This is a genomic window from Paraburkholderia gardini (genome assembly GCF_907164545.1).
Lineage (GTDB): Bacteria > Pseudomonadota > Gammaproteobacteria > Burkholderiales > Burkholderiaceae > Paraburkholderia > Paraburkholderia gardini.
The window spans coordinates 90,203-108,856 of the sequence record NZ_CAJQZB010000006.1 but is presented as its reverse complement, the minus strand read 5'-3'; the positions used below and the strand labels follow the sequence as shown (position 1 = coordinate 108,856).

Below are 18,654 nucleotides of genomic sequence, written 5' to 3'. Positions count from 1 at the left end.
CGCGAATGCCCGGGAAACCGTTACTGCTTGATGCCTTCAGACTGGATATGCAGCTTCGTCTGCATGCTGAAGCCATACTTCTTGCCGAAGTCCATGCCGAAGTCGGCGCGATCGAACGTCGTGCTGGCTTCCACGCCGCACACTTCGCGCTTGAGCACCGGATGCTGCATGCACTTGAACGATTCGATCGTCAGGTTCACCGGCTTCGTCACGCCATGCATCGTCAGCGTGCCGATCACTTCGACAGGCTTGTCGCCGTCAAATTTGATCTCAGTGCCTTTGTACGTCGCCGCCGGAAACTTCGCGACGTCGAAGAAGGCATCGGACTTCAGGTGCTCGTCGAGCTTCGGGTTACCGGTGCTCACCGAAGCCGGATCGACCGTGACGTCGACCGTGCCGGTCTTCGCCGCGCGGTCGAGTGTGACCGTGCCCGTGCTCTTCGTGAACTTGCCGCGCCACACCGACAGGCCGCCGAAGTGGTCAGCCTCGAAGCTCGGATACGTGTGCGTGGGGTCGAGTTGATAGGTATCGGCGGCGAACGCGCCAATCGAGAGGGTCGATGCCAGAGCGGCGATCAGCAGATGTTTCTTCAATTCATGCTCCTTCAGGTATCCAGATACGCCGCACACGGAGGCGGTGTGAGAACAGCGAGAACGGCAAACAATGATTACTTGTGTGCTGCAACGATATGAAACTTGATGACCACGTCGTCAGCCACGACCGACGTATCTTTCCATTCACCCGTGCCGACGTCGAACTGCGAGCGCCTGATGGGCAGCGAGCCGTCGAAGGTCTGCGTCGCGCCCTGCTGCACGACGGTGACCGGCACCGTGACCGTCTGCGACTTGCCCTTGATCGTGAGCTTGCCGGTCACCTTGAACTGGTTGCCGCCGGCCGGGGCAATCGCGCTCGAAACGAAAGTCGCCGCCGGGTAAGTCTTCGAGTCGAACCATTCCTTGCCGCGCACCTCGTCGTTGTAGCTTTCGTCGCCGAGGTCGTAACTGCCGGTATCGATGGAAAGCTGTGCCGTGCCGGCCGCCGGTTTTGCCGGATCGAACGCGATCTGCGCGGTGAACTTGCCGAACTTGCCTTCGACCGGCACGTTCATCTGCTTCGACGTCGCCGTGACGGTGCTCTTCGAGACGTCGACCTGGGCGAGCGCGCTGCCCGCGACAGTGAGCGCCACGGCCGTGAAAGCCGTCAGCAAGGTGCGATGCAATGAAACCTTCATATGTGTCCTATTTGAGGAAAGGGATCATGCGCGACAGCAGGCCGTCGCGATCCACCAGCTGATGCTTGAGCGCCCCGACGACGTGCAGGACGACGAGCGTGAGCAGGCCGTAATCAAGCGTCACGTGAACGACCTTGAGGATGGCTTTCAGATGCGGGTCCGGCGCGATCAGCAACGGCAGGCGCACGAGACCGAGATACACGACCGGGATATTCGACGCCGAGCTGTACAGATAGCCCGACGCCGGAATCGCGATCATCAGCACGTACAGCAGCACGTGCACGAGCTGCGCGGCGAGCCGCTGCCAGGCGACCATGCCGTCCGGCAGTGCGGGCGCCACATGCGTCGCGCGCCACAGGATGCGCAGCACGGCGAGCGCGAACACGGTCACGCCGATCCACTTGTGCCACGAGAAATAGCGCAGCTTGGCGGGCGTGAAACCCGGGATGTCGGTCATCACCCAGCCGAGCGAGAATCCACAGACGATCAGCAGCGCGATCAGCCAGTGAAACGCAATCGCGGTCCGGGTGTAATGATCGGGCGTGCTGGGTGCCGCAGCGGAAGAATGAAATGCCATGACGGATCGCTGACGTAAACAGGGTTAACGGGTCGCGCAAGCACTTATTCCAGCCGCCGCGGATGCAACCGATGCGGGCCCGGACAGCAACCATCCTGCATGGGACCGGAGTAACTTGCATGCGTATGTCGACGCCAAGGCCGCCATGCTACCGCAAGCCCGTAAAGCTGGCTGCACGCGCCCGTGCAACAGTGCGTCGCGCGAGTGGAACGATTTGGGGCCCGAAAGTGTCCGAAGCGTGTGCGGACCACCAGCCCCAGACGTGTGGGTGCAACAATTTTTGGAATCCTGCGGTCAGGGTGTTTGGTAACATGGGCGCAACTCACAGGCGAAAGCGCCCTGCGGCGCTGCTCTCCGGGTCGCCGTCTTCGTGAACGCTGGCAAAAGGTTGTACTGGTTTGTACCGCGGGTTCCTGTCCACGTCGTCTGTCTTCGCTCCTACATGGAACATGACCACCTGATCGCGTGCCACGAGTGCGACGCGCTGTTCCACAAGCCGCGGCTCGACCGCCGCTCGCTGGCGCGGTGCCCGCGCTGCAAGGCAACGCTCTACCGGAGCGCGTCGTCGCGCATCGACAACGTCGTCGCCATGACGCTGGCCGCGATCGTCACGTTCCTCATCGCACAGGCGTTCCCGATCGTTGAACTCGAAACCAGCGGAATCACGTCGCAGACCACGCTATTCGGCGCGATCGTCGCGTTGTGGAACGAGGACATGCAGATCGTCGCGGTGATGGTCTTCTGCTCGACGACGCTCTTCCCGCTCACCGAACTCCTCGCCCTTCTCTATGTGCTCGTGCCGGTGCGCGCGGGCTACGTGCCGCCGCTCTTTAACCGCGTGCTGCGCGCGATCCAGTTCGTGCGACCGTGGGGCATGATCGAGGTGTTCATGCTCGGCGTGCTGATCACCATCGTGAAGATGATCAGCCTCGCGCGCGTGATTCCAGACGCCGCGCTCTTCGCCTTCGGCGCGCTGACGCTGATGTTCGCGGTCGTCGTCACGTTCGATCCGCGCACGTTGTGGGATATCGCCGATACCCTGCCCCGGGAACGTCTGCGGCGCATCCGGCGCCTCAGGGCGACGCGGGCCGCCGGCCAGCCACCTGCACCCCATCAGGGATGAAAGCGGGATGAAATACATCACAGCAAAACGCGCGGGTTTCGTCAGTTGCCATGCATGCGGGCGGGTCGAGCCGTGGCAACGCCTGGCGCACGGTCAGCAGTGCGGGCGCTGCGGCGCGACACTGCACCGCCGCACCCCGGACAGCCTGATGCGCGTGTGGGCGCTGCTCATTTCGGCCGCGCTGCTCTATATTCCGGCGAACCTGCTGCCCGTCATGCATACGGCATCGCTGGTCGGCGCCGAGGACGACACGATCATGAGCGGCGTGGTCTACTTCTGGACCTCGGGCGACTGGCCGCTTGCCGTCATCGTGTTCATTGCCAGCATCCTGGTGCCGATGCTCAAGCTGAGCGTGCTCGCGCTGCTGACCATTACCGCGCAGCGCCGCTCGAAGTGGCGGCCCGACCAGCGCACGAAGCTCTACCGGCTCGTCGAGCGGATCGGCCGCTGGTCGATGCTCGACGTGTTCGTCGTGACGCTGACGGTCGCGCTGGTCCGTTTCAAATCACTCGCGGTGATTACCGCCGGCCCGGGCGCACTCGCGTTCGGCTCCGTGGTGATCCTCACGATGCTGGCCTCGATGCAGTTCGATCCGCGCCTCACCTGGGATTACGTCGATGAGCGCAAAGACAGAAAAACCACAGGGATCAAACCATGAATAGCCCACAAGGACCGAATCCGCCGCCCGATCTGCCGGATCCCGATATCGAGCCGCCGCGCCGCAGCTGGCTGCCGTCGCTCGTCTGGGTGGTTCCGCTGGTCGCGGCGCTGATCGGCGTCGCGCTGGTCGTCAAGTCGGTCTCCGGCAGGGGGCCGACCATCACGATCAGCTTCGTGAGCGCGGAAGGGCTCGAGCCGGGCAAGACGAAGGTCAAGTACAAGGACGTCGATGTCGGCTCCGTGAAGACCATCAAGCTCGCGAAAAACCTCTCGCACGTGAGCGTCGAGGTGCAGCTCACCAAGGAAGCCGAGGATTTCGCTGTGAAAGGCACGCGCTTCTGGGTCGTGAAGCCGCGCGTGGGCGCGAGCGGCGTGTCCGGATTGAGCACACTGCTGTCCGGCGCGTTCATCGGCGTCGACCCCGGACGCACGGAAGACACGCAGAAAGACTTCGTCGGGCTGGAGACCCCACCGCCGATTACCGGCGACCAGAAAGGCCATCAGTTCACGTTGCGCGGTGAGTCGCTCGGCTCGATCGACATCGGCTCGCCGATCTACTACCGGCGTGTGCAGGTGGGCCAGGTCGTGGGCTTTTCGCTCGACAAGGACGGCACCGGTGTCACGATGCAGGTGTTCGTGAGCGCGCCGTTCGACCAGTACGTCGGCACCAATACAAGGTGGTGGCACGCGAGCGGCGTCGACGTCCGGCTCGATTCGAGCGGCTTCAAGCTGAACACCCAGTCGCTTGCGACGTTGATCGTCGGCGGTCTTGCGTTCCAGGGGCCGCCGGGGCAACCGCCCGGTCCGCAGGCGCCAAACAACATGACGTTCCGCCTTGGCTCCGACCAGGCCGATGCGATGCGCGATCCGGACGGCGAACCGCTGCGCGTGGTGATGAACTTCAACCAGTCGCTGCGCGGGCTGGCGGTGGGCGCGCCAATCGACTTCCGGGGCATCGTGCTCGGCGAGGTCACGGCCATCGGCATCGACTACGATCCGAAGGCGCGCAACTTCAAGATGCCGGTAACGATCAACATCTATCCGGGACGTCTCTCGCGACGCGCGCGCGGCCCGGTGCCCGAACCGGGTAGCGCCGCGGGCCACGAGTTGCTGGAGCGGCTCGTCAAGCACGGTCTGCGTGGCCAGCTGCGTACGGGCAACCTGATCACGAACCAGCTGTACATCGCGCTCGACATCTTCCCGAAAGCGCCGCCCGCGAAAATCGACATCAATCAGGATCCGATGGAACTGCCGACGATCCCGAACTCGCTCGACGAACTGCAGATCCAGGTCGCGGATATCGCGAAGAAGCTGGATGCGGTGCCGTTCGACCAGATCGGCAACAACCTGAACGCCGCACTGAAGAACGCCGACCAGCTGTTCAAGCGGCTCGACACCGAAGTCGTGCCGGAGGCACGCGACACGCTGGCCGCCGCGAAGCAGACGTTCGGCTCGGCGGAAGCCACCTTGCAGCAGGATTCGCCACTGCAATCGGACGTGCACCAGGCGCTGCAGGAACTGACGCGCACGCTGCAATCGCTGAACGCGCTGTCGGACTACCTCGAACGTCATCCGGAATCGTTGCTGCGCGGCAAACAAGGAGATAAACCATGATGTTCGCCCGGCTGTTTCATCCGGCGCGCGCCGCTAGCCGTGCTGCTGTCCGCGCAGGGTTTCGTGCGGTTGCCGGTGCTGTTGACCGCACCGGCCTTCCCTCCGTCACGACGGTGGCCGTGGCCGCCGGGGTGCTGGCGCTTGCGGGCTGCGCGTCGCCAGTGAGCCGCTTCTACACCCTCAATGCCACCGACACGACAGCGTCCACACGTCCTGCCGGCAATTCGTCGATGCTGATTGAGGTGCCGCCCGTCGACGTGCCGCCGCAGGTCGCGAAAACCCAGCTGGTGGTGCAGACGGGCCCGACGCAGGTTCAGGTGCTCGAACAGGAACGCTGGGCGTCCCTGCCGGGCGACGAGATCCGCCGCGCACTGTCGTCGGACCTCACCGCCCGGCTCGGCGCGATCGACGTCTACGGCACGCCGTATCCGGACGGCGCACCGGTTTATCGCGTGAGCGTGAACGTGCAGCGCTTCGAGTCGTGGCCGGGCTCGCATGCGCTCATCGACGCCGTCTGGAGCGTGCGCGTGGTGCGCACGCAGGCGGTGCTGACCTGCCGCAGCGTCGTGAGCGAGCCGGTCGCGACCGGCTACGACGCACTGGCGGAAGGTCATCGTCGCGCGGTGCAGGAAATCTCGACGGAAATCGCCGCTGGCGTGCAGGCACTCGCCGCCGCGCCGCAGACGCGGGCGGCAACGCCCGCGAAGGGCGCGTCGTCAAGCATGGCGACCGGCGCGGGCGCGATCAAGGTGTCGTGTCCGGCGCCGATGTCACCGGTCACACCGGCTGCCTGAGCTAGCTGATCCGGGCGGTTGCCGGAAGCGTCAGGCATGACGTGCCGCCGGCGCGCGCGGTGTGGCCGGCGGCCGAATGCAGGAAGCGCCCGCCATGCCATCCGTCCGGCATGGCATGGCGCCGTCGCGCGCATTGCCGCCGGTGGCCCCGCGCTGAACGGGCCGCGCCGATCACGCCGATCGCGCGGCCGGCCTTGCCGGCATGGGCGGCACCATGGCCCTGAATGCGCCCGCCGACCGCGTACAATACGGGCTTCCCTCCAGGCCTTCCGGCAACCTCAATGTCCTTCGATTTTTTCGTCCCCTGCCCACGCGGCCTTGAAGCCGCGCTCGCGTCCGAACTTGCCGAGATCGGCGAGCGCCATCTGAACGGCGCGCCGTTCGCGCCCGGCGCGCAGGTCCCGGGTGGCGTGCACTTCCGCGGAGGATGGCCCGCCGGCATGGCCGCCAACCTGCATTCGCGGATCGCCAGCCGCGTGCTGCTGAAGATCGCCCACCGCCCGTATCGCAGCGAGCAGGACATCTACGCGCTCGCGCTCGAACAGCGCTGGGAACAGTGGTTCTCCGCGAACGAAACACTGCGCGTCGACGTCACGGCGATCAAGTCGCCGCTGCGCAGCCTCGAATTCGCGACGCTGCGCATCAAGGACGCGATCTGCGACCGTCTGCGCGAAAAGAGCGGCGCGCGCCCGAGCATCGATACGGCCGAGCCCGACGTGCGCGTGTTCGCGTTCCTCACCGCAACCGACTGCACGCTGTATCTCGACACGTCCGGCGATCCGCTTTTCAAGCGTGGCTGGCGGCTCGACAAGGGCGCCGCTCCCCTGCGCGAAAACCTCGCGGCCGGCATCCTGCGCCTGACGGGCTGGACCGCTGGCACGCCGCTCTATGATCCGATGTGCGGCAGCGGCACGTTCCTCGCCGAGGCGGCGCAGGTCGCGCTGAATATCGCGCCGGGCGTCGAGCGCCGGTTTGGCTTCGAACGTCTGAAGCAGTACGACGTCAACGCGTGGCAGACGCTGAAAGTCGCTGCCGTCGACGCCAAACGCGCCGCGCGCGGCTCGCGTGCCGATCTGCAGATTTTCGGCAGCGACATTTCCGGCGACATGCTCGACAAGGCGCACGCCAACTTCGAGCGTGCTGGCCTTAACGTACCGCTCAAGCAGGTCGACGCGCGTGGCATGACGCCGCCAGCTGGCACGCCGGGCATCCTCGTCGCGAATCCGCCGTACGGCGAGCGTATCGAGGTGCGTGGGCGCGGCCCGCGCGGCGAAGTGCGCGAAACCGGCCGCGAAAGCCGCGAAGACGAAGGCTTCAAACGCGTCCACACCGATGCGCCGGACAGCGAATTCTTCAAGTCGTTCGGCGACGCGCTCAAGCAACGCTTCACCGGCTGGCACGCGTTCGTCCTGACGTCGGACCGCAAGCTGCCCGGCCAGATGCGCCTGCGTGAATCGACCAAAACGCCGCTCTTCAACGGCGCGCTCGAATGCCGTCTGTTCCGCTTCGACCTGATCGCCGGCAGCGTGCGCCAGCGGCCGGCAGCCAACCCAGGTGACACGGCTGAAGGCCAGAGCCAGAGCTAGCCTCCTTCTGTTCAGGCACGCATCAGAACAACGCGGCGGCGGGCACATGCCCCGTCCGCCGCGTTTTTTTGCCCTCGAATATTCGCGCGCTCAGCTCAGGCTACTGACAGGACGATGTCAGTAGCCCGGCAGCACACTCCAGTCTCGTCATCCGGCATCTGGCCCGGAGCGGCGACCACCAAGGAGCGTGTCATGTCAGCAGCTGATTCCCGCGTTATCGCCTGGTTTGAAATTCCGTCCACCGACTTCGATCGCGCGGTGCGTTTCTATGAGACCGTCCTCGGTAACCCGATGCGCCGCGCAGACTTCGGCCAGCCGATCGCCATCTTCACCTATGGCGAACAGGCGACCGGCGGTTGCGTGGTCGGCGGCACGTCACTGAAGCCGTCGGCGGCCGGCACGATGGTGTATCTCAACGCCGCGCCCAACGTGAACGCCGTGCTCGCGCGCGTCGAGAAGGCCGGCGGCAAGGTGGAAGGCCCTGCCATCCAGTTGCCGGACGACATCGGCTACATCGCCTTCATCACCGATACCGAAGGCAACCGCATCGGCCTGCATTCGCAGCACAACGGCTAGGCGATCGTGAAGCCGGGCGGACCGCACAGCGCGCTCCGTCCGCGGATAAGCGGAGCACGTCATGCGGCGCTATCATCGCGGGGGCGTTTCCGCCCTGTTACCTCCACGCAGGACATCCCCGATGACGCGTCGCGCCGACCGCCTTTTCCAGATCGCCGAACTGCTGCGTGGCCGCCGGCTTACCACCGCGCAGCAGCTTGCCGAATGGCTGAAGATCTCGCCGCGCACGGTGTATCGCGACGTGCGCGATCTGCAGCTCTCAGGCGTGCCGATCGAAGGCGAGCCCGGCATCGGTTACCGGCTAGCCCGCACGGCCAGCCTGCCGCCACTCACCTTCACCGCAGAGGAACTCGCCGCGCTCGCCGCCGGCGCGCGCATGCTCGAAACGTGGGGCGGCGCGAGTTTCGCTTCGGGCGCGCGCGGAGCGCTTGCAAAAATCGCCTCCGCGATGCCCGCGGACAAGCGCGCGACGCTTGAGCGCGCGCCGTTCTTCGCACCGTCGTTTCACGTCAAGGGGGAATTCTCGGAGAAGGTCGACGCGCTGCATCGGGCGATCGACGATCACCGTGTGGTGAGCTTCGCCTACGTCGACCGGAACGAAGCCGCGACAGAGCGGCGCGTGTGGCCGCTCGGGCTCGTCTACTGGGGGGCGCGCTGGACGATCGGCGCGTGGTGCGAACTGCGTGAGGGGTTTCGCAACTTCGACGTCGAGCGCATGCGGGACGTCGCGTTGCACGAAGCGTTTCCAGATATGGAAGGCCGCAGACTGGCGGACTTCATGCGGCATGTGAGAGCAAAGCCACGGTGAACCGGTTCGCGTCGCGGTTGCCTGAACCGCGACACGAACCGTTACATCACACGCCTCACTCCACCGCCTTCACCATATCCTCGATTACCTTCTTCGCATCGCCGAAAACCATCATCGTCTTGTCCATGTAGAACAGATCGTTGTCGAGCCCGGCATAACCCGCCGCCATCGAGCGCTTGTTGACGATGACCGTGCGCGCCTTGTAGGCCTCGATGATCGGCATGCCCGCGATCGGCGACTTCGGATCGTTCTTCGCGGCCGGATTCACGACGTCGTTCGCGCCGAGCACCAGCACCACGTCGACCTGGCCGAACTCGCCGTTGATGTCGTCCATTTCGAAGACCATGTCGTACGGCACTTCGGCTTCCGCCAGCAGCACGTTCATGTGGCCCGGCATCCGTCCGGCCACCGGGTGAATCGCGTACTTCACCACGATGCCCTTCTCGACGAGCTTGTCGGTCAGCTCCTTCAGCGCATGCTGCGCGCGCGCCACCGCCAGCCCGTAACCCGGCACGATCACGATCGTTTCCGCGTTGCCCATCATGAACGATGCGTCTTCCGCCGAGCCCGACTTGACCGGGCGCTGTTCCGCCGAGCCACCCGCTACCGCCGCGCCGCCTTCATTGCCGAAGCCGCCCAGGATCACGTTGAAGAACGAACGGTTCATCGCGCGGCACATGATGTACGACAGGATCGCACCCGACGAACCCACGAGCGAGCCCGCGATGATCAGCATCGGATTGTTCAGCGAGAAACCAATGCCCGCGGCCGCCCAGCCCGAGTACGAGTTGAGCATCGACACGACTACCGGCATGTCCGCACCGCCGATCGGGATGATGATCAGCACACCCAGCGCGAACGCGATCAACGTCATGATGATGAACGGCAGCCAGGCCTGCGTGAGAAAGAAGATCACGCCGAAGCCGAGCATCCCGAGCGCGAGCAGCAGGTTGATCAGATGCTGGCCTGCGTAGACGACGGGCGCACCCTGAAAGAGCCGGAACGTGTACTTGCCCGACAGCTTGCCGAACGCGATCACCGAACCGGAGAACGTGATCGCACCCACGAACGTGCCGATGAACAGCTCGACGCGATTGCCGTACGGCAGGAAGCCCGCGTACGGCGCATCCTCGACGCCCAGCCCGAACGCGGCCGGCTCCGACACCACCGCGTACGCGATACACACCGCGGCGAGACCGATCAGCGAGTGCATCGCGGCGACGAGTTCGGGCATCTTCGTCATCTCGACGCGCGCGGCGACGAACGCACCGATCGCACCGCCCACGATCAACGCGGCGAACAGCAGGCCAAGACCGAGTGCGAGGTTCGAGCCGAGTCCGGCGGCCTGCTTCGTGATCAATGCGATGGTCGTGAGAATCGCGATCGCCATCCCGACCATGCCGAACACATTGCCGGTGCGCGCGGTCTTCGGATTCGACAGCCCCTTGAGCGCCTGGATGAAACACACCGACGCAACGAGATATAACAGCGTGACGACATTCAGGCTCATTACGCGTTCTCCTTCGCGGCTGCGGGGAGCTTCTTCGGCTCTTTCTTGCGGAACATCTCGAGCATTCGTCTGGTGACGAGAAATCCGCCGAACACGTTCACTGCCGCAAGGCCAACGGCGAGCGTGCCGAAGAATTTGCCGGTCGTGCCCAGCGTGAGGCCTGCGGCCAGCATCGCGCCGACGATCACGATCGCCGAGATCGCGTTGGTCACGGCCATCAGCGGCGTGTGCAGCGCGGGCGTGACGTTCCAGACGACGTGGTAGCCGACGTAAATCGCCAGCACGAAGATGATCAGATTGATCACCGTATGGTTGATGACTTCCATTGCTGAGACTCCTTATGCCTTGCGTGTCACGGCGCCATCGCGGGCCAGCAGCGTGGCCGCGACGATGTCGTCCGCAAGATCGATGTTCAATGCGCCTTCCTTCGTGACGATCAGCTTGAGGAAGTCGAGCAGATTGCGCGCGTAAAGCGACGACGCGTCGGACGGCACCATCGACGCCAGATTCGTATAACCGACGATCTGCACGCCGAACTTCGTGACGACCTTGTCCGCTTCGGTCAGCGGACAGTTACCGCCGCGCTGCCCTTCATACTCGGGACCGCGGCCCGCGGCCAGATCGATCAGCACGGAACCGGGCTTCATCGCCTGCACGGTTTCGACGGAGATCAGCGTCGGTGCCGGACGGCCCGGAATCAGCGCGGTGCTGATGACGATATCGGCCTGCTTCGCACGTTCGTGAACGAGTGCGCCCTGGCGTGTGAGCCACGAAGCCGGCATCGGCCGCGCGTAACCGCCGACGCCCTGCGCGGCGTCGCGCTCTTCGTCGGTTCCGTAGGGCACGTCGAGGAATTTAGCGCCGAGCGATTCGATCTGCTCTTTCACCGCCGGGCGCACGTCGGATGCCTCGATCACCGCGCCGAGACGTTTCGCAGTCGCAATCGCCTGCAACCCGGCCACGCCCGCGCCGAGAATCAGCACGCGCGCCGCCTTCACGGTGCCCGCCGCCGTCATCAGCATCGGCATGAAGCGCGGATACAACGTCGCGCCGAGCAGCACCGCTTTATAGCCCGCGATGTTGGCTTGAGACGACAGTACGTCGAGACTTTGCGCGCGCGTCGTGCGCGGCGCCGCTTCGAGCGCAAATGCAGTCACGCCCGCAGTGGCGAGCTTTAATGCATTTTCTGAATTAAATGGGTCCAGCATCCCGATGAGCGTGGCGCCGCGTTTGAGCATCGGCAGTTCGCTATCGGTGGGTGACTGGACCTTGAGAACGAGATCGGCGCCGAACGCGGTCTGTGCGTCGACAAGTTCCGCTCCGGCGGCCGCAAAGGCTTCATCGGTAAAGCTCGCACCGGTGCCGGCGCCGCTTTGGATCGTGACTTTGTGACCTTGGGAAACGTACTTTTTGACCGTCTCGGGCGTCGCGGCAACGCGGGTTTCGTACGGCCGCGTTTCGGCTGGCACTCCGATGTGCATCGTTGAATCCTCCTCGACTTCCTGTTATTTCGTACAGTTGCGCCGACGAGGCACGCCGGCTTTGAGTATTGCATCGGCTAACTGCCTCACTTTAACCGAAACCCGCCGACAGACAGAAACTAGGGCCAATCCGGGTATCCAAATAGTTAATCCCTGCAATCCGGTCGCTGGATCGTCTGTGGGCGCGCTGCCGGCAGCCCTGCGCCATAGACGGTAAAATGCGATCCCATGAAACCGGAATCTTGGGCTCCACACGTCACGGTCGCAGCGATCGTCGAGCGCGACGGGCGCTTTCTCGTCGTCGAGGAACATACGGACGACGGGTTGCGACTGAACCAGCCGGCCGGCCATCTGGAGGCGGGCGAAACGCTTGTCGAAGCGGTGATCCGCGAAACACTCGAGGAAACCGCGCATCCGTTCACGCCTCACGCACTCGTCGGCGTTTATATGACGCATTTCGCGCGGCCGGAGCGCGAAGGCATCACGTATCTGCGCTTCACGTATTGCGGCGGCAGCGGCGAACCCGAGGCGGGTCGCGCGCTCGATCCCGATATCGTGCGCACGCTGTGGATGAGCGCCGACGAATTGCGCGCGTGTCCCGAACGGCATCGCACGCCGCTCGTCATGCAATGTATCGACGATTACCTAGCAGGCCGGCGCGTTCCGCTCGACTTCGTGCACACGCATTCGGTCGGGCCGCCCCGGTCAGTTAGCACACGGAAGTAGCAGGTAAATAATGGGCAAGCAGAAAGTAGTCGTAGGCATGTCGGGGGGCGTCGATTCGTCGGTGACCGCGTGGCTGCTGAAAGAACAGGGATACGACGTCGTCGGTCTTTTCATGAAGAACTGGGAAGACGATGACGACAGCGAGTACTGCTCGACGCGGCAGGACTGGATCGACGTCGTCTCGGTGGCCGACCTGATCGGCATCGACGTCGAGGCGGTCAACTTCGCCGCCGAATACAAGGACCGCGTGTTCGCCGAATTCCTGCGCGAATACTCGGCCGGCCGCACGCCGAATCCGGACGTGCTGTGCAACGCCGAAATCAAGTTCAAGGCCTTCCTCGATCACGCGATGTCGCTCGGCGCACAGACCATCGCGACGGGTCACTACGCCCGCGTGCGCGAACGCGAAGGCCGTTTCGAACTGCTGAAGGCGTTCGACCACACGAAGGACCAGTCGTACTTCCTGCATCGCCTGAACCAGGCGCAGCTGTCGAAAACGCTCTTCCCGCTCGGCGAGATTCCGAAAACGAAAGTGCGTGAGATCGCCGAACAGATCGGTCTGCCGAACGCGAAGAAAAAAGACTCGACCGGCATCTGCTTTATCGGCGAGCGGCCGTTTCGCGACTTCCTGAACCGCTATCTGCCGACGAAGCCCGGTCCGATGAAGACGACGGATGGCAAGGTCGTCGGCGAACACATCGGTCTTGCGTTCTATACGTACGGCCAGCGCAAGGGCATCGGTCTGGGCGGCAGCAAGGACGGCAGCGGCGAGCCGTGGTTCGCCGCGGGCAAGGACATTCCGTCGAATACGCTCTACGTCGCGCAGGGGCACGAGCATCCGTGGCTGCTGAGCCACTCGTTGAGCGCGGGAAACACGAGCTGGGTGGCGGGCGAGGCGCCGCCGGAAGACTTCGCGTGCGCGGCCAAAACGCGCTATCGCCAGGCGGACGCGGCCTGCACATTCAGCACCGCGGAGCTCGTCGAAGGCCATTTCGGCCTGCACTTCGACGACGCGCAGTGGGCTGTCACACCAGGGCAATCGGCGGTGCTCTACGATGGCGACGTGTGTCTTGGCGGCGGCATCATCGAACATGCCGCGACGGCGCAGCCGGCCACGCGTGCGCCGCAAACCGCTGCGTTGCTGGGCGCACGGCAGTCTGCGGCGCGCTAGCGCATCAGCGGACTGGCGTTGCCGGCACCGCGCGGGCTGCGGCGATATTCACTGCAATGGAGCTTTCATGTTCTCTCGACGTTATGTGGCGATGTGGTGCGCGATCGTACTACTGGCCGCCTGCGCAGCACTGGCCGCGCTGCATCACCTCTCGTGGTTCTGGATCGTCGTGCCGCTGGCGCTGGTCGCGCTCGGCATTTTCGATCTGACGCAGGAACGCCACGCGATCCTGCGCAATTACCCGCTCTGGGGCCACTTCCGTTTTCTGTTCGAATTCATCCGCCCGGAGATCCGCCAGTATTTCGTCGAAGGCGATACCGACGAGCGTCCGTTCTCGCGCGCCCAGCGCAGCATCGTCTACCAGCGCGCGAAAAACGATGTCGACAGCCGGCCGTACGGCACCGAGCTCGATGTGAAAGCGGTCGCGCACGAATGGATCAGCCACTCGCTCGCGCCGACAAAGCTCGACAGCCATGACTTTCGCATCGTCGTCGGAGCGGAGCGCGCGCAGCCTTATTCGATGTCGATCTTCAACGTGTCGGCGATGAGCTTCGGCTCGCTGTCGGCGAACGCGATCATGGCGCTCAATCTCGGCGCGAGGAAAGGCAACTTCGCGCACGACACCGGCGAAGGCTCGATGTCGAAATATCACCGCGAACACGGTGGCGACATCATCTGGGAAATCGCCTCGGGCTACTTCGGATGCCGCAACGACGACGGCACGTTCAGCGCGGAAAAATTCGCGAAGCAGGCGAACGAGCCGCAGGTGAAGATGATCGAAATCAAGCTGTCGCAAGGCGCGAAGCCCGGGCACGGCGGCGTGCTGCCGGCGGCGAAGATCACGCCGGAAATCGCGGAGACGCGCGGCGTGCCGATGGGCCGCGACTGCGTGTCGCCCGCCACACATTCCGAATTCTCGACGCCGCGCGGGCTGCTCGAGTTCGTCGAGCGGCTGCGCACGCTGTCAGGCGGCAAGCCGACCGGCTTCAAGCTGTGCATCGGACATCCGTGGGAATTTTTCGGCATCGCGAAAGCGATGCTGGAGACGGGCATCGTGCCGGACTTCATCGTCGTCGACGGCGCGGAAGGCGGCACGGGCGCGGCGCCGCTGGAGTTCACCGATCACGTCGGCGTGCCGCTGCAGGAAGGACTGCTGCTCGTGCACAACACGCTCACCGGCATCGGCCTGCGCGACAGGGTCCGTGTGGGCGCGAGCGGCAAGATGATCACCGCGTTCGATATCGCGAAGACACTCGCGATCGGCGCGGACTGGGTCAATGCGGCGCGCGGCTTCATGTTCGCTGTGGGCTGCATTCAGGCGCAGACATGTCACACGGGCCGTTGCCCGACCGGCGTCGCGACGCAGGACCCGGTTCGCCAGCGCGCGCTCGTGGTGCAGGACAAATCGGACCGCGTGTTCAACTTCCATCACAACACGCTGCATGCGTTGCAGGAAATCATCCAGGCCGCGGGCCTCGAACATCCTGCCGATCTGCGCGCGCATCACATCGTGCGGCGCGTGTCCTCGCATGAAGTGCGGTTGATGTCGGATCTGCTCAAGTATCTTGAGCCGAACGATCTGGTCAACGGCAACTACCGGTACTCGCTGTATGAAAAGTGGTGGCCGGTCGCGCGTAGCGATTCGTTCTCGCCGAAGCGCGTGCCGCCTTTGACGCAGCCAGCGCAACCGCAGACCGCGTAGAGCCGGAGAAAAAAACAAAGCACGCGCCCGAAACCGGGACGCGCGCTTTGTTCATATCTCGCAGCCTGCCTGCGGCGACACGCGAGATCCGCGAAAGGTCACACCGCTGCAGGCCGCCATTTCAGCAGACGATGCTCGACCGCCGTCAGCAGATAATCCGCCGCGAGCGCGACCACCGCCAGCACGATCATCGCCGCGAACACGCCGCTCGCGTTGAATGCGCCCTGCGCGGTCGAGATCAGCAGACCGATACCCTGCTTCGAACCCAGAAACTCGCCGACCACCGCACCGACCAGCGCGAAGCCGAAGCTCACGTGCAGGCTGGCGAGAATCCAGCTGAGCGCCGAAGGAATCACCACCGACGTCGTCACCTGACGGCGCGACGCACCCAGAATCTGCGCATTCGCGATCATGTAGCGATCGGCTTCACGCACGCCCTGGAACGCATTGGCGAACACGACGAAGAACACCATCACCACCGCGAGCGCCACCTTCGACGCCATGCCGAGACCGAGCGCAATCACGAACACCGAGCCGAGCACCACGCGCGGAATCGAGTTGGCGATCTTGATATAGAGGCTGAACACGTCGGAGAGCAGCTTGTTGCGCCCGAGCACGATGCCGCAGACGATGCCGCCCGCCCCGCCGATGAGAAAACCGATGATCGTCTCTTCGAGCGTCACCCAGACCTGCGTCAGAAGCGGGCCCTGCGACGTGCCGTTCACGAACCAGTCGACGATCTGGTCGAAAATCGCCGACGGCATCGAAAAGAAGAACGGATCGATCCATTTGAGTCGCGCGAAAAGTTCCCAGCCGCCGAGCACGACGACCAGAATCAGCACGCGCAGCGAAATGACCAGTGCCTGACGCTGGCGGATGCGCTTCTGCGCGACGCGCTCGACCTGCGCGAGCGAAGCCGGGTCGAGGCCCGCGGGCATCATCTGTTGAGGGGTAGTAGACATGTTTCCCGTTCCTTGATTAACCGATCTGCACTTCTTCGCGCAGGTCATGCCAGATATCGCGCGAGATCTCGATGAAGCGCGGGTCGTAGCGAACCTCCGACGTGACGCGCGGACGCGGCAGGTCGATCTCATACACTTTCTTCAGCGTGGCCGGACGCGCGGTCAGCACGAACACGCGATCGGCGAGCGCGATGGCTTCCTCGAGATCGTGCGTGACGAACACGACCGAGCCCGTGCCCGACCACAGTTGCAGCAGTTCGTCCTGCATCAGCGTGCGGGTCTGCATGTCGAGCGCGGAGAACGGCTCGTCCATCAGCAGGATTTCCGGTTTGTTGATGAAGGTCTGCGCGAGCGCGACGCGCTTTCTCATTCCGCCCGACAGTTGATGCGGATAGTGCTTGCCGAATTTCTCGAGACCGACGCGGCGCAGCCATTCGTTCGCTTCGTCATGCGCGGCCGATTTCGAACGGCCGCGATACAGCGGACCCGCCGCCACGTTGTCGAGCACCGAGCGCCACGGGAACACGGCGTCCGCCTGAAACACGAAACCGATGCGCGGATCGATGCCGTCGACCGGTGCGCCCATCACGCGCACTTCGCCGGTCGTCGGCTTCAGAAGGCCGGTGATCATGCTGAGCGTGGTCGACTTGCCGCAGCCGGTCGGACCGACGATGGCGACGAACTCGCCGCGCGCCACCGACATGCTGAAATCGCGCAATGCGACCGTCGCCTTGCCGTCCGGCGAAATGAAACGGCACGATACGTTGCGCAGCTCGATGGCCGGCGTGCCGCGTGACAATGGTTGATTCATCAGCTGGTGCCTCGTTGTTGCCTGACTGTTGCCTGGTTGTTGCGGGAAGGACAGGCGCGCCGCCGGGCACGCCCGTTCACGCCTGTCCGTCCTGTGAACGGATTACTTCGATACCGTCTTGACCGGCGCCGACGAAACGAAATCGTTCGTGTACGTCTTCGCGAGATCGATATGCTTGCCCTTCACCGAAGGGTTGAACGCCGACAACACTTTCAGCACCGTCTCCGGACCGTCGGCCGGCATCTTGCCGTCCTTCGTGAACATCGGCAGCGACGCCTTCAGCGCGCTCACGTACATATCCTTGTTGTTGCCGTAGTAATCCTTCGGCATCTTCGCGGCGATTTCCTCGGCGCTATGCGTCGCGATGAAGTTCAGCGTCTTCGCGAACGCATGCGACAGCTTCGCCGCTTCGTCCTTGTGCGACTCGGCCCACGCGCGCTGCACGTAGAAGCTCGATGCCGGGTACGTGCCGCCCAGTGCGGCCCTCGTGCCTTCGAGCGTGCGCATGTCGACCAGCACCTTCGCGTCGCCGGTCTTCAGCAACTGCGAGACGGTCGGCTCCGTCGTCATGCCGGCGTCGATGCGGTTTTGCTGGATCGCCGCGATAAAGCTGTTGCCGGCACCCACCGGCAGCAGCGTGTATTGCGTCGACGGCACGCCGGCGCGCTGTGCCAGGTATTGCGTGAGGAAGCTCGTCGAGGAACCGAGGCCCGTCACGCCGAGCGTCTTGCCCTTCGCGTCCGCCATGCTCTTCAGCGTGCCGGCGGCTTTGGTCGACACCATTTCGACTTCGCCCGGCACCTGGCCGAAGATCACCAGCGCCTCGACTTCCTTGCCCTTGCTCTGCAGGTCGATCGTGTGATCGTAAAAGCCGACCACACCTTGCACCGCACCCGCGAGCAGCTCGTTTTCGGCGTCGACGCCCGCCGGTTGCGAGAGGACCTCGACATCGAGGCCTTCGTCCTTGAAGTAGCCGAGCTCTTCGGTCAGTCTCGCCGGCAGATAGATGATCTTGGCGGCACCGCCGACCATGATCGTAAGTTTCTCGGCATGGGCCGAAGCCGAAACAGCGGCGAGGGCAAACGCAACACCGGACACGGCGGCAATCTGGCGCAAGGTACGCATGAAGCAGTCTCCTGAGGTCGGGTCGCCGCTTTGAGGTGCGGCGTTTTCTGGATGAATGTGGCGGATTATAGAAAGCGGAATCCTTCTGCCAGCTTTCGGTATGGATAGCAAATCATGGGTGTTAACCCCACGACCCCCCGAAAACGCCCCGCAAAACGCTGCAAATGCGGCGGGTGACGCGCAAGGCGCGTGTTTTA

20 protein-coding genes are annotated in these 18,654 nt (G+C 64.2%); 10 read left to right on the top strand and 10 right to left on the bottom strand.

All coding sequences use genetic code 11. The features are described from left to right. Positions 1–20: 20 nt before the first annotated feature. The 3 genes from LPA37_RS06900 to LPA37_RS06890 all read right to left on the bottom strand — a co-directional run bounded on the left by LPA37_RS06900 (position 21) and on the right by LPA37_RS06890 (position 1,808). Positions 21–581 (bottom strand): YceI family protein, encoded by a 561-nt coding sequence (locus tag LPA37_RS06900; RefSeq protein ID WP_228975316.1) that lies wholly within the window; start codon positions 579–581, stop codon positions 21–23. An 86-nt stretch (positions 582–667) separates the two neighbouring features. Beyond that, positions 668–1,231, bottom strand: a complete 564-nt coding sequence (locus LPA37_RS06895) for a YceI family protein (protein WP_229012124.1) — start codon at positions 1,229–1,231, stop codon at positions 668–670. 7 nt (positions 1,232–1,238) lie between these two features. Further along, complete coding sequence (locus LPA37_RS06890) at positions 1,239–1,808, bottom strand: cytochrome b (protein WP_229012123.1); 570 nt, start codon at positions 1,806–1,808, stop codon at positions 1,239–1,241. A gap of 442 nt (positions 1,809–2,250) precedes the next feature. Between LPA37_RS06890 and LPA37_RS06885 the strand changes: the two genes are divergently transcribed. From LPA37_RS06885 to LPA37_RS06870, 4 genes are read left to right on the top strand one after another with little or no spacing between them, the layout of a single operon-like run. Further along, a complete protein-coding gene (locus LPA37_RS06885; RefSeq protein ID WP_228975081.1) occupies positions 2,251–2,931 on the top strand; it encodes a paraquat-inducible protein A in 681 nt (226 codons plus the stop codon). Positions 2,932–2,938: 7 nt separating this feature from the next. Then, a complete protein-coding gene (locus LPA37_RS06880) occupies positions 2,939–3,589 on the top strand; it encodes a paraquat-inducible protein A (RefSeq protein ID WP_228975083.1) in 651 nt (216 codons plus the stop codon). Next, entirely contained in the window at positions 3,586–5,205 is a 1,620-nt protein-coding gene (locus tag LPA37_RS06875; protein ID WP_228975086.1) for a PqiB family protein, read from the top strand. Before LPA37_RS06880 ends, LPA37_RS06875 begins: the two co-directional genes overlap by 4 nt. Further along, positions 5,202–5,999 carry a PqiC family protein gene (locus LPA37_RS06870; protein ID WP_229012122.1) on the top strand — a complete coding sequence of 266 codons (798 nt, stop codon included), beginning with the start codon at positions 5,202–5,204 and terminating at the stop codon, positions 5,997–5,999. The genes LPA37_RS06875 and LPA37_RS06870 overlap by 4 nt, the downstream gene beginning before the upstream one ends. A gap of 1 nt (position 6,000) precedes the next feature. On the opposite strand, the gene LPA37_RS06865 is transcribed toward LPA37_RS06870, so the two are convergent. Next, a complete protein-coding gene (locus LPA37_RS06865) occupies positions 6,001–6,246 on the bottom strand; it encodes a hypothetical protein (protein ID WP_229012121.1) in 246 nt (81 codons plus the stop codon). Between the two features lie 34 nt (positions 6,247–6,280). Between LPA37_RS06865 and LPA37_RS06860 the strand changes: the two genes are divergently transcribed. The 3 genes from LPA37_RS06860 (at position 6,281) to LPA37_RS06850 (ending at position 8,969) form a co-directional block, all read left to right on the top strand. Then, positions 6,281–7,585, top strand: coding sequence for a THUMP domain-containing class I SAM-dependent RNA methyltransferase (locus LPA37_RS06860; RefSeq protein WP_228975090.1), 1,305 nt, complete (start codon positions 6,281–6,283; stop codon positions 7,583–7,585). Positions 7,586–7,777: 192 nt separating this feature from the next. Then, entirely contained in the window at positions 7,778–8,161 is a 384-nt protein-coding gene (locus LPA37_RS06855) for a VOC family protein (RefSeq protein WP_229012120.1), read from the top strand. A gap of 61 nt (positions 8,162–8,222) precedes the next feature. Continuing rightward, the gene (locus tag LPA37_RS06850; RefSeq protein WP_229012119.1) at positions 8,223–8,969 is read left to right on the top strand and encodes a helix-turn-helix transcriptional regulator; all 747 of its coding nucleotides are present in this window, start codon (positions 8,223–8,225) and stop codon (positions 8,967–8,969) included. A gap of 55 nt (positions 8,970–9,024) precedes the next feature. Here LPA37_RS06850 and LPA37_RS06845 read toward each other — a convergent pair whose 3' ends face one another. From LPA37_RS06845 to LPA37_RS06835, 3 genes are read right to left on the bottom strand one after another with little or no spacing between them, the layout of a single operon-like run. Continuing rightward, positions 9,025–10,479 carry an NAD(P)(+) transhydrogenase (Re/Si-specific) subunit beta gene (locus LPA37_RS06845; RefSeq protein WP_229012118.1) on the bottom strand — a complete coding sequence of 485 codons (1,455 nt, stop codon included), beginning with the start codon at positions 10,477–10,479 and terminating at the stop codon, positions 9,025–9,027. Further along, positions 10,479–10,805: an NAD(P) transhydrogenase subunit alpha gene (locus LPA37_RS06840; RefSeq protein WP_228975099.1), complete on the bottom strand. Its 327-nt coding sequence runs from the start codon at positions 10,803–10,805 to the stop codon at positions 10,479–10,481. The genes LPA37_RS06845 and LPA37_RS06840 overlap by 1 nt, the downstream gene beginning before the upstream one ends. A 12-nt stretch (positions 10,806–10,817) precedes the next feature. Next, positions 10,818–11,960: a Re/Si-specific NAD(P)(+) transhydrogenase subunit alpha gene (locus LPA37_RS06835; protein WP_229012117.1), complete on the bottom strand. Its 1,143-nt coding sequence runs from the start codon at positions 11,958–11,960 to the stop codon at positions 10,818–10,820. A gap of 228 nt (positions 11,961–12,188) precedes the next feature. On the opposite strand from LPA37_RS06835, the gene LPA37_RS06830 reads away from it, so the two are divergent. The 3 genes from LPA37_RS06830 to LPA37_RS06820 all read left to right on the top strand — a co-directional run bounded on the left by LPA37_RS06830 (position 12,189) and on the right by LPA37_RS06820 (position 15,559). Continuing rightward, positions 12,189–12,686 carry an NUDIX hydrolase gene (locus LPA37_RS06830; protein WP_229012116.1) on the top strand — a complete coding sequence of 166 codons (498 nt, stop codon included), beginning with the start codon at positions 12,189–12,191 and terminating at the stop codon, positions 12,684–12,686. A gap of 10 nt (positions 12,687–12,696) precedes the next feature. Further along, positions 12,697–13,857, top strand: coding sequence for a tRNA 2-thiouridine(34) synthase MnmA (gene mnmA, locus LPA37_RS06825; protein WP_229012115.1), 1,161 nt, complete (start codon positions 12,697–12,699; stop codon positions 13,855–13,857). Between the two features lie 67 nt (positions 13,858–13,924). Further along, entirely contained in the window at positions 13,925–15,559 is a 1,635-nt protein-coding gene (locus tag LPA37_RS06820; RefSeq protein WP_229012114.1) for an FMN-binding glutamate synthase family protein, read from the top strand. A 98-nt stretch (positions 15,560–15,657) separates the two neighbouring features. Here the strand turns inward: LPA37_RS06820 and LPA37_RS06815 are convergent, their stop codons facing one another. From LPA37_RS06815 to LPA37_RS06805, 3 genes are all read right to left on the bottom strand, one after another. Further along, positions 15,658–16,521 carry an ABC transporter permease gene (locus LPA37_RS06815; RefSeq protein ID WP_229012113.1) on the bottom strand — a complete coding sequence of 288 codons (864 nt, stop codon included), beginning with the start codon at positions 16,519–16,521 and terminating at the stop codon, positions 15,658–15,660. A gap of 16 nt (positions 16,522–16,537) precedes the next feature. Continuing rightward, entirely contained in the window at positions 16,538–17,332 is a 795-nt protein-coding gene (locus LPA37_RS06810) for an ABC transporter ATP-binding protein (protein ID WP_228975111.1), read from the bottom strand. A 102-nt stretch (positions 17,333–17,434) separates the two neighbouring features. Next, entirely contained in the window at positions 17,435–18,457 is a 1,023-nt protein-coding gene (locus LPA37_RS06805; RefSeq protein WP_228975113.1) for an ABC transporter substrate-binding protein, read from the bottom strand. Positions 18,458–18,654: the final 197 nt, after the last annotated feature.